At 60.1% G+C, this 13,271-nt stretch carries 12 protein-coding genes; 4 read left to right on the forward strand and 8 right to left on the reverse strand.

Features of this window, described 5'->3' with window-relative positions:
- The first annotated feature begins 9 nt into the window (after positions 1 to 9).
- Complete coding sequence (locus ACXHXG_RS10015) at positions 10 to 834, forward strand: transglutaminase family protein (RefSeq protein ID WP_457899183.1); 825 nt, start codon at positions 10 to 12, stop codon at positions 832 to 834.
- 98 nt (positions 835 to 932) lie between these two features.
- On the opposite strand, the gene ACXHXG_RS10020 is transcribed toward ACXHXG_RS10015, so the two are convergent.
- The 7 genes from ACXHXG_RS10020 to chvE form a co-directional block, all read right to left on the reverse strand.
- Positions 933 to 1,406 (reverse strand): cupin domain-containing protein, encoded by a 474-nt coding sequence (locus tag ACXHXG_RS10020; RefSeq protein WP_457899184.1) that lies wholly within the window; start codon positions 1,404 to 1,406, stop codon positions 933 to 935.
- Positions 1,407 to 1,561: 155 nt separating this feature from the next.
- The gene (araD, locus tag ACXHXG_RS10025; RefSeq protein WP_104823855.1) at positions 1,562 to 3,307 is read right to left on the reverse strand and encodes an L-arabinonate dehydratase; all 1,746 of its coding nucleotides are present in this window, start codon (positions 3,305 to 3,307) and stop codon (positions 1,562 to 1,564) included.
- 63 nt (positions 3,308 to 3,370) lie between these two features.
- On the reverse strand, positions 3,371 to 4,804 hold the full coding sequence (locus ACXHXG_RS10030; protein ID WP_457899185.1) for an aldehyde dehydrogenase family protein: 1,434 nt from the start codon (positions 4,802 to 4,804) through the stop codon (positions 3,371 to 3,373).
- A gap of 66 nt (positions 4,805 to 4,870) precedes the next feature.
- A complete protein-coding gene (gene araD1, locus ACXHXG_RS10035; protein WP_457899186.1) occupies positions 4,871 to 5,869 on the reverse strand; it encodes an AraD1 family protein in 999 nt (332 codons plus the stop codon).
- 120 nt (positions 5,870 to 5,989) lie between these two features.
- Entirely contained in the window at positions 5,990 to 7,201 is a 1,212-nt protein-coding gene (gene mmsB / locus ACXHXG_RS10040) for a multiple monosaccharide ABC transporter permease (RefSeq protein ID WP_104823857.1), read from the reverse strand.
- Positions 7,201 to 8,736, reverse strand: a complete 1,536-nt coding sequence (gene mmsA / locus ACXHXG_RS10045) for a multiple monosaccharide ABC transporter ATP-binding protein (RefSeq protein WP_104823858.1) — start codon at positions 8,734 to 8,736, stop codon at positions 7,201 to 7,203. The genes mmsB and mmsA overlap by 1 nt, the downstream gene beginning before the upstream one ends.
- A 105-nt stretch (positions 8,737 to 8,841) precedes the next feature.
- Positions 8,842 to 9,906: a multiple monosaccharide ABC transporter substrate-binding protein gene (gene chvE / locus ACXHXG_RS10050; RefSeq protein WP_028751801.1), complete on the reverse strand. Its 1,065-nt coding sequence runs from the start codon at positions 9,904 to 9,906 to the stop codon at positions 8,842 to 8,844.
- 272 nt (positions 9,907 to 10,178) lie between these two features.
- Between chvE and ACXHXG_RS10055 the strand changes: the two genes are divergently transcribed.
- The gene (locus ACXHXG_RS10055; protein ID WP_457899504.1) at positions 10,179 to 11,186 is read left to right on the forward strand and encodes a LysR family transcriptional regulator; all 1,008 of its coding nucleotides are present in this window, start codon (positions 10,179 to 10,181) and stop codon (positions 11,184 to 11,186) included.
- A gap of 108 nt (positions 11,187 to 11,294) precedes the next feature.
- A complete protein-coding gene (locus tag ACXHXG_RS10060; protein WP_104823859.1) occupies positions 11,295 to 11,765 on the forward strand; it encodes a hypothetical protein in 471 nt (156 codons plus the stop codon).
- Here ACXHXG_RS10060 and ACXHXG_RS10065 read toward each other — a convergent pair whose 3' ends face one another.
- Entirely contained in the window at positions 11,766 to 12,026 is a 261-nt protein-coding gene (locus ACXHXG_RS10065; RefSeq protein ID WP_104823860.1) for a hypothetical protein, read from the reverse strand.
- 245 nt (positions 12,027 to 12,271) lie between these two features.
- Here ACXHXG_RS10065 and iolG point away from each other — a divergent pair, with 245 nt between their 5' ends.
- Positions 12,272 to 13,264, forward strand: a complete 993-nt coding sequence (gene iolG, locus ACXHXG_RS10070) for an inositol 2-dehydrogenase (protein WP_104823861.1) — start codon at positions 12,272 to 12,274, stop codon at positions 13,262 to 13,264.
- Positions 13,265 to 13,271: the final 7 nt, after the last annotated feature.

The following is a 13,271-nucleotide window of genomic DNA, read 5'->3' on the forward strand; positions in this document are numbered from 1 at the left end:
GATCACACTATGAGACTGACGATCAGCCATACCACCGAATACCGCTACGACGAACCGGCGCAATTTTCCTTGCAGCGCCTGAGGCTCACGCCGCTCACCGGTCCCGGCCAGACCGTCCTCGATTGGAAGTTGACGGTCGAGGGCGCCCATCCGGAAGTGGAATATGAGGACCAGTTCGCCAATCGCGTCACGCTCGTCTCGCTCGACGGCGCACAGGACACAACCCGGATCGTCGCCACCGGCGAGGTCGAAACCCGGGACCTGAATGGCGTGATCGGCCAGCATAGCGGCTTCAGCCCGCTCTGGCTCTTCCTGCGGGAAACGCCGCGCACCAAGCCCGGCAAGCTGACGAAGGAATTGTTGCGCAACCTTTCCGGCGACAACGAACTCGGCAAGATGCATGCACTGATGGGCGCAATCCATCAGACGGTGGAATATAAGCCCGGAACTAGCGACACCGAGACAACGGCCGAGCAAGCGCTTGAGGCAAAGAGCGGCGTCTGCCAGGATCATGCGCATATCTTCATCGCTGGCGCCCGCGCGCTGCGCATCCCCGCGCGCTACGTCTCCGGCTACCTGATGATGGAAGGCAAGAACGAGCAGGCGGCCACACATGCTTGGGCGGAGGTGCATATTCCAGGCCTCGGCTGGGTCGGCTTCGATCCTGCCAACGACGTCTGCCCGGACGCCCGCTACGTCCGGATCGCGACTGGCCTCTGCTATCGCGACGCTGCTCCCGTCTCCGGCATGCGGGTCGGCACACCGGGCGAAACCCTTACGGTCAAGGTGACGGTGGCGAGCCAGGGGCAAAGCCAGAGCCAAAGCCAAAGCTAGTCGATGCGAATTTGGAGCGTTCCGTGAAAAGCTGACTCGCTCTAACTTGCGGAGATGGTCATATTTAGCAATGGATCAATGCCGGACCGAGGATTTAATTAGTGAGGATGGTCCACGGGCAAAAACTCCAGCCCGTTGCGCCGTCCGATCTCAATCACGCGCTGAATATCCAGCGGTTCTCCGTTCGGCGGCGGCAGGTCGCGTGTGCCCACCGGCATCGGCTCGCCTGCTTCGGTGAAAAAACCATCGTGAACCCGGCCGGGTGAATTGATGATCAGAAGCCGTCCCGGCGCCGGACCGATATTGCGGAACGCGTGAATGGCGCCCGTCGGTATCTTGACGAAACTACCAACCTGCGCCTGGACGGTCTCGCCGTCGACCATGATTTCGAACAGGCCCTCGAGAATATAAAACGCCTCGTCGTCATCGGGATGCCTGTTTGGCGGCGCACCCGCCCCTGGTGCCGTCAGCGTCTCGACAAGGCAATAGGCTCCCCCAGTATCGGGGCTGTGAGCATGAAAGCGAAGAAGATTGCCAAAGAGATAATAGGTATCGGTCTGCAGGGTTGTCATAATGATCCCCCAAAGAAGCAATCAAGAGGGCACTATATCATGGACTGCTGATCAAAGCAGTGTGGCCGGAGACATGCCCCGCGCACTTGCCGTAGGCGCAGCATAGGAAAGGGGCGGAACTTTCGTCCCGCCCCTTTCCAATTCCAGTATCAATCTTAGTGGCTGTCGCGATTGTTCGGGATTTCCGAGCCGCGCGGACCGACGAGGAAGTCGAGGTCGGCGCCCGTATCGGCCTGCATGACCGACTTCACATAGAGGCCGCCGTAGCCGCCGGCGAGCGGCTTGACCGGGGATACCCAGGCGGCGCGGCGCTTCGCCAGTTCCTCGTCCGACACCTCAAGCTGGATGGTGCGGGCCGGAACATCGACGGCGATGATGTCGCCGTTCTGAACAAGCGCCAGCGGGCCACCATCGGCAGCTTCCGGAGCAGTGTGCAGGATGACGGTGCCGTAGGCCGTACCGGACATGCGCGCATCGGAGATGCGGATCATGTCGGTGATGCCCTTCTTCAGCACCTTCGGCGGCAAGCCCATGTTGCCGACTTCGGCCATGCCCGGATAACCCTTCGGGCCGCAATACTTCAGCACCATGACGCAGTTCTCGTCGATATCGAGATCGTCGCGGTTGATGCGGGCGTGATAGTCTTCGATGCTTTCGAAGACGACGGCGCGGCCCTTGTGCTGCATCAGGTGCGGTGACGCGGCCGAAGGCTTCAGAACAGCGCCCTTCGGCGCGAGGTTGCCGCGCAGAACGGCGATGCCGCCCGACTGCGTCAGCGCCTTCTCCCGCGGAACAATGACGTCGTCATTGTAGTTGACCACATCCTTGACGCCCGCCCAGATCGTGTCGCCGGTCACGGTGATGGCGTCCTTGTGCAGCAGGCCCATCTCGCCAACCGCCTTGATGACGACGGGCAGGCCGCCGGCATAGTAGAACTCTTCCATCAGGTGCTTGCCCGACGGCTGCAGGTTGACGATCGTCGGCACTTCGCGGCCGAGGCGATCCCAATCGTCCAGCGACAGATCGACGCCGACGCGGCCGGCAAGCGCCAGCAGATGCAGAACGGCATTCGTCGAACCGCCGACGGCGCCATTGACGCGGATCGCGTTTTCGAAGGCTTCCTTGGTCAGAATGTCGGAAGGCTTCAGATCTTCCTTGACCATGTCGACGATGCGACGGCCGGAAAGCTGCGAGATGACGCGGCGGCGCGCATCGACAGCCGGGATGGCGGCATTGCCGGGCAGCGTCATGCCCAGCGCTTCGGCCATCGACGCCATGGTCGAGGCCGTGCCCATGGTCATGCAGCTACCGGCCGAGCGGGCCATGCCCTGCTCCGCATCCATGAATTCGTCCAGCGACATCTCGCCGGATTTCACCATTTCCGAGAACTGCCAGATCGCCGTGCCGGAACCGACATCCTTGCCGCGCCATTTGCCGTTCAGCATCGGGCCGCCGGACACGAGGATGACCGGGATGTCGACCGATGCAGCACCCATCAGCAGGCTCGGCGTGGTCTTGTCGCAGCCGCCGAGCAGCACGACGCCATCGACCGGATTGCCGCGGATCGCTTCTTCCACGTCCATGGCCGCCAGGTTGCGGAACATCATCGCCGTCGGGCGCAGCGTGCTTTCGCCGACGGAGAAGACCGGGAATTCGACCGGGAAACCGCCCGCTTCGTAAACACCGCGCTTCACGCGCTCTGCAAGATCGCGCAGATGCGCGTTGCAGGGCGTCAGCTCCGACCAGGTATTACAGATGCCGATGATCGGACGGCCGTCGAACGTATCGGCAGGCAGGCCCTGGTTCTTCATCCAGGAGCGATGCATGATCGCGTTCTTGCCGGTGCCGCCGAACCAATCATAGGAGCGCAGCTTGCGCGGCCATTCAGCTTTCTTTTTCATTGTCTCAGTACCCTTTGCGTCGCCCAGGCCGCCTCGTTCGCGCCCGGGCTTTGGATTCGATCGTCAGGCGAGCGTGTAAGCGGTTTTGACGGTTGTGAAGAATTCGGCGGCATATTTGCCCTGTTCGCGCGGACCGAAGGACGAGCCCTTGCGGCCGCCGAACGGCACGTGGAAATCGACGCCAGCGGTCGGCAGGTTCACCATCACCATGCCGGCTTCCGCATTGCGCTTGAAATGCGTCGCATACTTCAGGCTGGTCGTGGCAATGCCGGAGGACAGGCCGAACGGCGTATCGTTGGCCGTTGCCAGCGCCTCGTCGTAGTCCTTCACCCGGATGACCGAGGCGACCGGCCCGAAGATCTCTTCGCGGCTGATGCGCATCTGGTTCGTCGCTTCGGTAAACAGCGTCGGCTGCAGGTAGAAGCCGGGTGTGTCGCGACTGACGAGTTCGCCGCCAAAGGCGAGCTTGGCGCCTTCCTGCTTGCCGATCTCGATATAATCCGTGTCGGTCTTCAACTGCTTGGCATCGACCACAGGACCGATATGCGTGCCGGCCTTGATGGCATTGTCGACATTCAGCGTCTTCAGCTTCTCCGTCAGCGCCGCCACGAACCGGTCGTGAATGCCTTCGGTGACGATCAGGCGCGAAGAAGCCGTGCAGCGCTGGCCGGTCGAGAAGAAGGCGGAATTTGCCGCCGCTTCGACGGCAACCGTCAGATCGGCATCGTCAAGCACGATCATCGGGTTCTTGCCGCCCATTTCGAGCTGATACTTGCGGCCATGCTCGACGGAGGAAAGCGCCACGCGCTTGCCCGTGCCGACCGAACCGGTGAAGGTGATGCCGGAAAGAACCGGGCTGTCGAGCATCGCCTGACCGACGACCGAGCCCTTGCCCATAACGAGGTTCAAGACACCCTTCGGCAGGCCGGCGCGGTGGAGAATATCGACGATCGCCCAGGAACAGCCAGGCACGAGATCAGCCGGCTTGAAGACGACGGTATTGCCGTAGCAGAGCGCCGGGGCAATCTTCCAGGCTGGAATGGCGATCGGGAAGTTCCAAGGCGTGATGATGCCGATAACGCCGAGCGGCTCGCGGGTGATTTCGACACCGATGTTCGGGCGCACCGAAGGAACCACTTCCCCTGCAAGGCGCAGGGCCTCGCCGGCGAAGAATTCGAAGATCTGCGCGGCACGGATCGTTTCGCCGATCGCCTCTGGAAGCGTCTTGCCTTCCTCGCGGGCGAGCAGCGCGCCGAGCTCATCCTTGCGCGCCAGGATCTCTTCGCCGGCCTTCTTCAGGATGGTATGGCGCTCGAGAATGCCCGAACGCGACCAGGCCGGAAAAGCGGCTTTGGCCGCAGCAATGGCGTCGGCAACGTCCTGCACGCTGGCGCTGGCATAGAGGCCGACGACTTCGTTGGTATCAGACGGATTGATATTCTCGGCGCCGGTCGTACCGGTCCATTCGCCGGCGATCAGATTCTGATGAATGGTCATGGCTTCATGCCTCTCTGGATCTTCTCGGAAACGGCCGGCCACACGGAGGCAGCCGGCTTCGACGTGTTAGAGCTGGCGGATCGCCACCTTGTCCTCGGCGGCAATGGCAAGTCGATTGCGCAGCGGCAGGCCGAATTCGGCCACTTCGATTTCGAAGACATCGCCCACTTCCGTTTTGATGCCTTCCGCGAAGGAGAGCGTCGCCGTGCCGAACATATGGACATGGACGTCGCCGGGAATGCGGAACAGGCCATACTTGAAATGATGGTATTCGAGATTGGCGAAAGTATGCGACATGTTCGCCTCGCCCGAGAGGAAGGGCTTTTCGAAGATCACTTTGTCGCCGCGCTTGATGCGCGAGGTGCCCCTGATGTCTTCCGGTGCGGCGCCGATGCGGATTTCCGGACCGAAGCTTGCCGGGCGCAGCTTGGAATGGGCGAGATAGAGATAGTTGATCCGCTCGGTGACGTGATCGGAAAATTCGTTCGAGAGCGCAAAGCCGATGCGGAACGGCGTACCGTCCTTGGCGATGACATAAATGCCCGCCATTTCCGGCTCCTCGCCGCCGTCGAGCGCGAAAGACGGAGAGATGAGTGCCGAGCCCGGTGCCGCCGCGCCATAGCCGTTGCCCTTATAAAACCATTCCGGCTGCACACCCTTTTCGCCGTCCTTCGGCTTGCCACCTTCGATGCCCATCTTGAACATCTTCATGGAATCGGTCAGCGTCTCCTCAGCAGCTTCCGCGGTCTTCTTGTGCATGGAATCGCGGGTCGCAGCGGAGCCGAGATGCGTCAGGCCGGTACCGGTCAGATGCAAGTGGGCGGCATCGGGATGGGTGATCGGCGGCAGGAAACGGCCTTCGGCATATGCTTTTTCCAGATCGATCGCTTCGCCAAGCCCATGCGCCTCGATGACGGAGACGAGAGATTTGTCGTTATCAGCGGCTTCCATGGCGAGCGCATAGACGCTTTCGGCATTCACAACAGCCTTGGCGGGAGTGCCCGGCCCATTGCGCAAGGCGACGACGATCCCGCCGTTCGAACCCTTGATCTGGGAAATGAGCATGTTTTTCATCCTTTCCTAATAGACAGAGGCCGGATGCAGTCTACCGCTCCGGCTCTCAGCGAGAGCCGGACTCTGTCGTGGATTTGATTTTAGATCGTTGGCTGGTCGCGTGAGCCGCGATCAGCCCCGGTTCTTATTGTAGACGTCGAGGAAGACGGCAGCGAGGAGCACCGCACCCTTGACCATCTGCTGGTAGTCCGTACCCAGACCGTGCAGCGACATGCCGTTGTTCATGACGCCCATGATGAAGGCGCCGATGACGGCACCAGTGATCTTGCCAACGCCGCCGGAGGCGGAGGCGCCGCCGATGAAGCAGGCCGCGATGACGTCGAGTTCGAGACCCGTGCCGCCCTTGGCGGTTGCTGAGTTCAGACGCGTGGCAACGATAATACCGGCCAGACCGGCAAGCACGCCGATGTTGACGAAGGTGTAGAAGCTCAGGCGCTGAGTATTGATACCCGACAGCTTGGTCGCTTTTTCATTGCCGCCCATGGCGTAGATGCGGCGGCCGATGGTCGTGCGGCGCGTGACGAAGGCGTAGCCCGCAATCAGCACCAGCATGAGGATCAAGACGTTCGGCAGGCCCTTATAAGACGAAAGGAGGTAGCCGAGGACCAGGATCGCGACGCTGACGAGCAGGTTCTGCACGATGAAGAAGCTGAAAGGCTCGACATCGATGCCGTGGCTTTCATTGACCTGACGGCGACGCCAGGCGAGAACGAAGAGAACGACCGGGATAATGACCGACAGCAGCAGCGAGGTGGAGTGAACCGTCCCCATGTCGATGAAGTCGGGAATGAAGCCGGTGCTGATCAACTGATAGTCCGGCGGGAACGGACCGATGCTGGTACCGCTGCCCGCGGCCGTCATGACCGAAAGGGTCAAGCCGCGAAAGATCAGCATGCCCGCAAGCGTCACGATGAAAGACGGGATGCGGTGATAGGCGATGAAATAGCCCTGGGCAGCACCAACCGCGCCGCCGAGCGCAAGGCAGATCACCGTCGCCAGCACGTAATTCATGTGCCACTCGGCAATGAGAATGGCCGCAACGGCGCCGATGAAGCCGACGATCGAGCCGACCGACAGGTCGATATGCCCCGCGACGATCACCAGCAGCATGCCGAGCGCCACGATGACGATAAACGAATTCTGCAGGATAAGGTTGGTCAGGTTCAGGGGTCTGAAGAGAACGCCGCCGGTCGAAATCTGGAAAAACAGCATGATCGCGATCAGTGCGATCAACATGCCGTATTCCCGGATGTTGTTGCGGATGTATTCGCCAATGGAAACCACGTGGCTGGTATCTTCTGTGGCTGGGCTGGCCGTAGTCATTAGTGCTTCTCCCCTGAGCGCATGATAGCGCGCATGATAGTTTCCTGGCTCGCCTCTCCCTTCGGCAGTTCGGCGACGATCCGTCCTTCGTTCATGACGTAGATGCGGTCGCAAGTGCCGAGAAGTTCAGGCATTTCCGATGAGATCATCAGAACGCCCTTCCCGTCGGCGGCAAGCTGGTTGATGATGGAATAGATTTCGTATTTGGCGCCGACGTCGATGCCTCGCGTCGGCTCGTCGAGGATGAGCACCTCGGGATCGGAGAACAGCCACTTCGACAGCACCACCTTCTGCTGGTTGCCGCCGGAAAGATTGACCGCTTCCTGGAACACACCGGAGCTGCGGATACGCAGCTTGGAACGGTAGTTGGTCGCGACCTGCAGTTCGCGAATATCGTCGATCACGGTCGCCTTGGAGATGCCGAAGAGGTTGGCGAGCGTCGTGTTATGCAGGATGCTTTCGTTGAGGACGAGGCCGAGCTGCTTGCGGTCCTCGGTGACATAGGCAAGACCCGCGTCGATCGCCCTGCGCACCGTGCTGACATCCACCGGCTTGCCTTCGACCAACACCTCGCCGCTGACCTTGTGGCCATAGGACTTGCCGAAGACGCTCATGGCGAATTCAGTGCGGCCGGCGCCCATCAGGCCGGCAATGCCGACCACTTCGCCCTTGCGCACATTGATGTTGATATTGTGCAGAACCTGGCGGTCGCGATGCTGCTGGTGGAAGGCGTTCCAGTTCTTGACTTCGAAGATGGTCTCGCCGATCGGCACCGAGCGCGGCGGATAGCGGTCTGCGAGCTCGCGTCCGACCATGTTGCGAATGATGATGTCTTCGCTGATCTCTTCCTCATGACAGTTCAGTGCCTTTACCGTCATGCCGTCGCGCAACACCGTGATCTGATCGGCCACCTTACGCACTTCGTTGAGCTTGTGCGTGATGATGATCGAGGTGATTCCCTGGTTGCGGAATTCCATGAGGAGATTGAGGAGCGCATCCGAATCGTTTTCGTTGAGCGATGCGGTCGGCTCGTCGAGAATAAGAAGCTTCACGCTCTTCGACAGGGCCTTGGCGATCTCGACGAGCTGCTGCTTGCCGACACCGATGTCGGTCACGAGCGTGTTCGGAGATTCCTTCAGGCCAACCTTGGCGAGGAGCTGCTTGGTGCGGTTGAACGTTTCCTGCCAGTTGATCACGCCCTTGGCGCCGACTTCGTTGCCCAGGAAGATGTTTTCCGCAATCGACAGAAGCGGCACAAGCGCCAGCTCCTGATGGATGATGATGATGCCGACTTCTTCGGAGTCCTTGATGGTCTTGAACTGGCGGACCGCGCCATCATAGAAGATGTCGCCGTCATAGCTGCCGGCCGGATAAACACCCGAGAGTACCTTCATCAGGGTGGACTTGCCGGCCCCGTTTTCGCCCACCAAAGCGTGGATTTCGCCCTGCCGGACTTTCAGATTGACATTTTCCAAAGCGTTCACACCGGGGAACGACTTGGTGATGCTCCGCATTTCGAGGATGGTATTGTCCATTGTCCGTATCCAACGCCACGCCCGAACATAGCAGACCGGGCGATCGTCATAAATATCAGAGCCAGGGCCCACCTTTCGGCGAGCCCTGGCCGGTATGTCGGAAGATTACTTCAGCTGATCGGCCTTGTAATAGCCGCTCTCGACGAGAACCTTCTCGTAGTTGGTCTTGTCAACAGCAACCGGGGTCAGCAGGTAGGACGGAACGACCTTGACACCGTTGTCGTAGGTCTTCGTGTCGTTGACTTCCGGCGTCTTGCCTTCCATCAGAGCGTTGACCATGTTGACGGTGACCTTTGCGAGGTCACGGGTGTCCTTGAAGATCGTGGAGTGCTGCTGGCCAGCGATGATGGACTTAACCGACGGAATTTCGGAGTCCTGACCGGTAACGATCGGCAGCGGCAGGTCGGCAGTGCCATAGCCTACGCCCTTGAGCGAGGAGATGATGCCGATGGACAGACCGTCGTACGGAGACAGAACGGCGTTGACGTGAGCGTCGGTGTAGTTGGCCGACAGCAGGTTGTCCATGCGAGCCTGAGCCGTTGCCGGATCCCAACGCAGCGTGCCAACCTTGTCCATGCCCATCTGACCGGACTTAACGACCAGCTTGCCGCTGTCGATGTACGGCTTCAGGACGGACATTGCGCCGTCATAGAAGAAGAAGGCGTTGTTGTCGTCCGGCGAACCGCCGAAGAGCTCGATGTTGAACGGGCCCTTGCCGTCCTTGAGGCCGAGGCCGTCGACGATCGAGTTAGCCTGGAGAACACCGACCTTGAAGTTGTCGAAGGTGGCGTAGTAGTCGACGTTGCCGCTGTCGCGGATCAGGCGGTCATAGGCGATGACCTTGATGCCGGCGTCATGAGCCTTCTGCAGAACGTCGGACAGGGTCGTGCCGTCGATTGCGGCGATGACCAGAACCTTGACGCCCTTGGTGACCATGTTCTCGATCTGCGAGAGCTGGTTCGGAATGTCGTCGTCGCCATACTGCAGGTCGGTGCCGTAGCCGGCAGCCTGGAGCTGCTTGACGATGTTGTTGCCATCATCGATCCAGCGAGCCGAAGCCTTGGTCGGCATGGAAATACCGACGGTGCCCTTGTCCGCCGCGAAGGCAGGCGCCACCAGAGTAGCGACGCTGAACGCAGCGGCCGCCATCAATGAGATAATGGATTTCATTACTCTCTCCCTTGTTAATAATGCGGCGGACGAAAAAACGCCCGCCCGAAACTGCGGCAGGTTCCGTAGAAGGAATGGTTACTTCTAATTGTGAGAAACGAAGTAGGTCTCCTCCACGCTCTCACGTGCATGAGCTGCACCCAGCGCACGACCGGCAAACTCGTACGATTTCGTATAACTGTCAAATAGAATAACTGGCACAACATATACCTAATTTGGTATAATGTTAAAAAATAGTACTTTTTTGCCGACGAATGGGAAATTTGGCCATGATGGAGAAAATATATAGCGATTATCCGAGCGAAAGCATCGAGATTCATTCCGACAGTTTTCGCGACGATACGCTGCTCAAAGCGGGTTTGAAGCTCAATCACCTGCGCATGATCGTCACAATCGAGGATCATGGACAGATTTCGGCCGCCGCTGAGTCGATGAATATCTCGCAACCTGCGGCTTCGCGCATGCTGTCAGAAATGGAGTCGATCGTCAAAAGTCCGCTCTACGAACGCGTCGCTCGCGGCGTCGTGCTGACACCTTTCGGCTTGGCGCTGGCGAAGCGGGCGCGCAAGATCCTGCTTGAACTGCGCGAGGTGAACCGCGAGATCGGCGAGCTTAGAACCGGCAAAGGCGGCTCGGTCTTTCTCGGCGCCGTCACCGCACCTGCGATCAGCCTCGTCGTGCCGGCGATCCAGCGTGTGACGCGCGCCTATCCCGGCATCGAGATCAATATCGAGGTGGAGACCAGCAACGTGCTGGCGCGTGAACTGCTCGCCGCCCGCCATGACTTCATCATCAGCCGCATTCCCGACGAGCTCGATCCGCGCCTGTTTGCCGCCCATGAGATCGGCGTGGAGAAAGCCTGTCTCGTGGTCCGCAACGGCCATCCGCTGCTGGAGAAGGGCGTTGCCAGCCTCGAGGACCTGCCGGCCTATGACTGGGTCTTCCAGCCGCCGGGTACATTGTTGCGGCGCAAGGTGGAAGACATCTTCATCCGGGCTGGCGTGCCCTTGCCGGAAAACATCATCAACACCTCTTCGCTGCTGCTGACGCTTGCCATCGTCTGCAAGACGGACGCCATCACCCCCGTCGCGCTCGATATGGCGCAGTTCATGTGCGGGCAGTCATCGCAAGCCGGCGAATCCTGCATCCTGCCGATCGATTTCGAGATCGACGTGAAACCCTACAGCCTAATTACCGCCCGAGAACGCGCCATGCCGCCGAGCGCCCGGCTGCTGCACGACATGATCCTAGAGGAAAGCAGGACCCTCGATTCAGCCTGAAAACTGCGTAACGGTTTCCGTCTGATAGCCCTCTGGCTCGCGATCAGCTCACTGTCATAAGCTCCACGCCAACTTGCGCGGCTATCCCGGACATCGTTGGAGGCAGACATGTTGTTCGGGCAATCGCTGTTTCAATCCGTCCTCGATCGTCTCGATGCGGAAGAAGAAAACACTGAGAAGGATGAGGCGGCGCATCGCATCCGCGGCCTCAACGTGAGCTTTGCCGCAACCGTTTTCGGTGGCGAGCCAGCGGCGTCCTCCCGTCCGGACGATGCCTATGTCGATAATCTCGGCAACGACATCCCTTCGCAGGAGCCAATGCCACCGGAGCCCGAAGCGAAGGAGCCAGAGCCGCCGGCAATGCCGGACTATCTCGCACGAACCTCGCGGGAGGAGGTAGCGGCCGAACTGGCGATCTCTTCGCAGACCACCCTTCAGTCTCTCCACGAAAAACGCCGCGCTTTCGCCAAGTCCAATCATCCGGACAGCGTCGCTCCAGCCTTTCGAGAGCAGGCAACGACACGCATGATGATTGCCAATCAATTGATCGACGAGGCCATCCGGCGTCTCGCGCGCTAGCTACTTCTTCTCGTCCGTCGGCTCGTCATCATCCGCCTCATCACTCGCAGCAGCGCTTTCAGCCTCGGCCTTGGGCGGCTGCGGATTGAAGCTGAAAAGCAGCATCCAGGCGGCGTAGACACCAAGGCCGCCCGCGAGGACGGCCCAAAAGGGCTGCGGCCCCAAAGCCTCGACGATCGCCCAGCCGAAGCAGACGGCAACGATCAGAACCCGCACCCAAAGCGGCTTATAGGCGGGATGGTTGGGATCGATCAGTTTCATGAGTCACGTTCGCCTGTTGGAGAGATCCTGTCTTTAGCGCATGATCCCGAAAAGTGCGAAGTGGTTTTGCGAGAGAGCCTGTTGATCAAATTGGCACGAGGCGGCGATTTGAGGAAAAGCCATTTTCGCGACATGAATTTCGGAATTGTGAAATGACGGCGGCTTGACGCCGCCATTGGAAAATGGAATGAAAATTCCATACGGATCATTATTCGGTTTATTTGTTCCGAATTAGGGAGGTGAAGATGACTGTCAGATTTGGTCTGCTCGGCGCCGGGCGCATCGGTAAAGTGCACGCAAAGGCCGTGAGTGGCGATGCAAACGCCAAGCTCGTTGCAGTGGCGGATGCGTTTCCAGCCGCTGCCGAAGCAATTTCCTCCGCCTATGGCTGCGAAGTCCGCACCATCGAAGCGATCGAAGCCGCCAAGGACATAGACGCCGTCGTGATCTGCACGCCGACCGACACGCACGCCGATCTTATCGAGCGCTTCGCCCGTGCCGGCAAGGCAATTTTCTGCGAAAAGCCTATCGATCTCGATGTTGCCCGCGTAAAGGCCTGTATCAAGGTGGTTGAAGAGGCGAAGGGCAAGCTGATGGTCGGCTTCAATCGTCGCTTCGACCCGCATTTCATGGCGGTCAAGAAGGCCATCGATGACGGCCGCATCGGCGCGGTCGAGATGGTGACGATCACCTCGCGCGATCCCGGCGCCCCGCCGGTCGACTATATCAAGCGCTCCGGCGGCATTTTCCGCGACATGACCATCCATGATTTCGACATGGCCCGCTTCCTGCTCGGCGAAGAGCCGGTCGCCGTCACCGCAACCGCTGCAGTCCTCGTCGACAAGGCGATCGGCGAAGCCGGCGATTACGACAGCGTCTCCGTCATCCTGCAGACGGCTTCGGGCAAGCAGGCGATCATCTCCAATTCCCGCCGCGCCACCTATGGCTACGATCAGCGCATCGAGATCCATGGCTCGAAGGGCATGGTCGCGGCCGAAAACCAGCGCCCCTTCTCCATCGAAGTCGCCAACGGCGACGGCTATACCCGCCCGCCCCTGCACGACTTCTTCATGACCCGCTATACCGAAGCCTATGCCAACGAGATCGCGAGCTTCATCGCCGCCGTAGAAAAGGGCGCCGCGATCACGCCATCCGGCGCTGACGGCCTTGCGGCGCTGAAGCTTGCTGACGCCGCGGTTCAATCCGTGAAGGACGGGAAGTTGGTTAAGGTCGACTGAGCAGCCG

It is taken from the genome of Rhizobium sp. LEGMi-198b (genome assembly GCF_054114205.1).

What these genes read in the sequence shown, in the direction of transcription:
- araD1 (WP_457899186.1), bottom strand. Translation starts at nt 5,869, where the DNA reads ATGCTCATTTCCCAGATCAAGGGTTCGAACGGCGGGATCGTCGTCGCC.
- ACXHXG_RS10030 (WP_457899185.1), bottom strand. Translation starts at nt 4,804, where the DNA reads ATGACCATTCATCAGAATCTGATCGCCGGCGAATGGACCGGTACGACC.
- iolG (WP_104823861.1), top strand. Translation starts at nt 12,272, where the DNA reads ATGACTGTCAGATTTGGTCTGCTCGGCGCCGGGCGCATCGGTAAAGTG.
- ACXHXG_RS10065 (WP_104823860.1), bottom strand. Translation starts at nt 12,026, where the DNA reads ATGAAACTGATCGATCCCAACCATCCCGCCTATAAGCCGCTTTGGGTG.
- ACXHXG_RS10060 (WP_104823859.1), top strand. Translation starts at nt 11,295, where the DNA reads ATGTTGTTCGGGCAATCGCTGTTTCAATCCGTCCTCGATCGTCTCGAT.
- ACXHXG_RS10015 (WP_457899183.1), top strand. Translation starts at nt 10, where the DNA reads ATGAGACTGACGATCAGCCATACCACCGAATACCGCTACGACGAACCG.
- araD (WP_104823855.1), bottom strand. Translation starts at nt 3,307, where the DNA reads ATGAAAAAGAAAGCTGAATGGCCGCGCAAGCTGCGCTCCTATGATTGG.
- mmsB (WP_104823857.1), bottom strand. Translation starts at nt 7,201, where the DNA reads ATGACTACGGCCAGCCCAGCCACAGAAGATACCAGCCACGTGGTTTCC.
- ACXHXG_RS10020 (WP_457899184.1), bottom strand. Translation starts at nt 1,406, where the DNA reads ATGACAACCCTGCAGACCGATACCTATTATCTCTTTGGCAATCTTCTT.
- chvE (WP_028751801.1), bottom strand. Translation starts at nt 9,906, where the DNA reads ATGAAATCCATTATCTCATTGATGGCGGCCGCTGCGTTCAGCGTCGCT.
- mmsA (WP_104823858.1), bottom strand. Translation starts at nt 8,736, where the DNA reads ATGGACAATACCATCCTCGAAATGCGGAGCATCACCAAGTCGTTCCCC.
- ACXHXG_RS10055 (WP_457899504.1), top strand. Translation starts at nt 10,179, where the DNA reads ATGGAGAAAATATATAGCGATTATCCGAGCGAAAGCATCGAGATTCAT.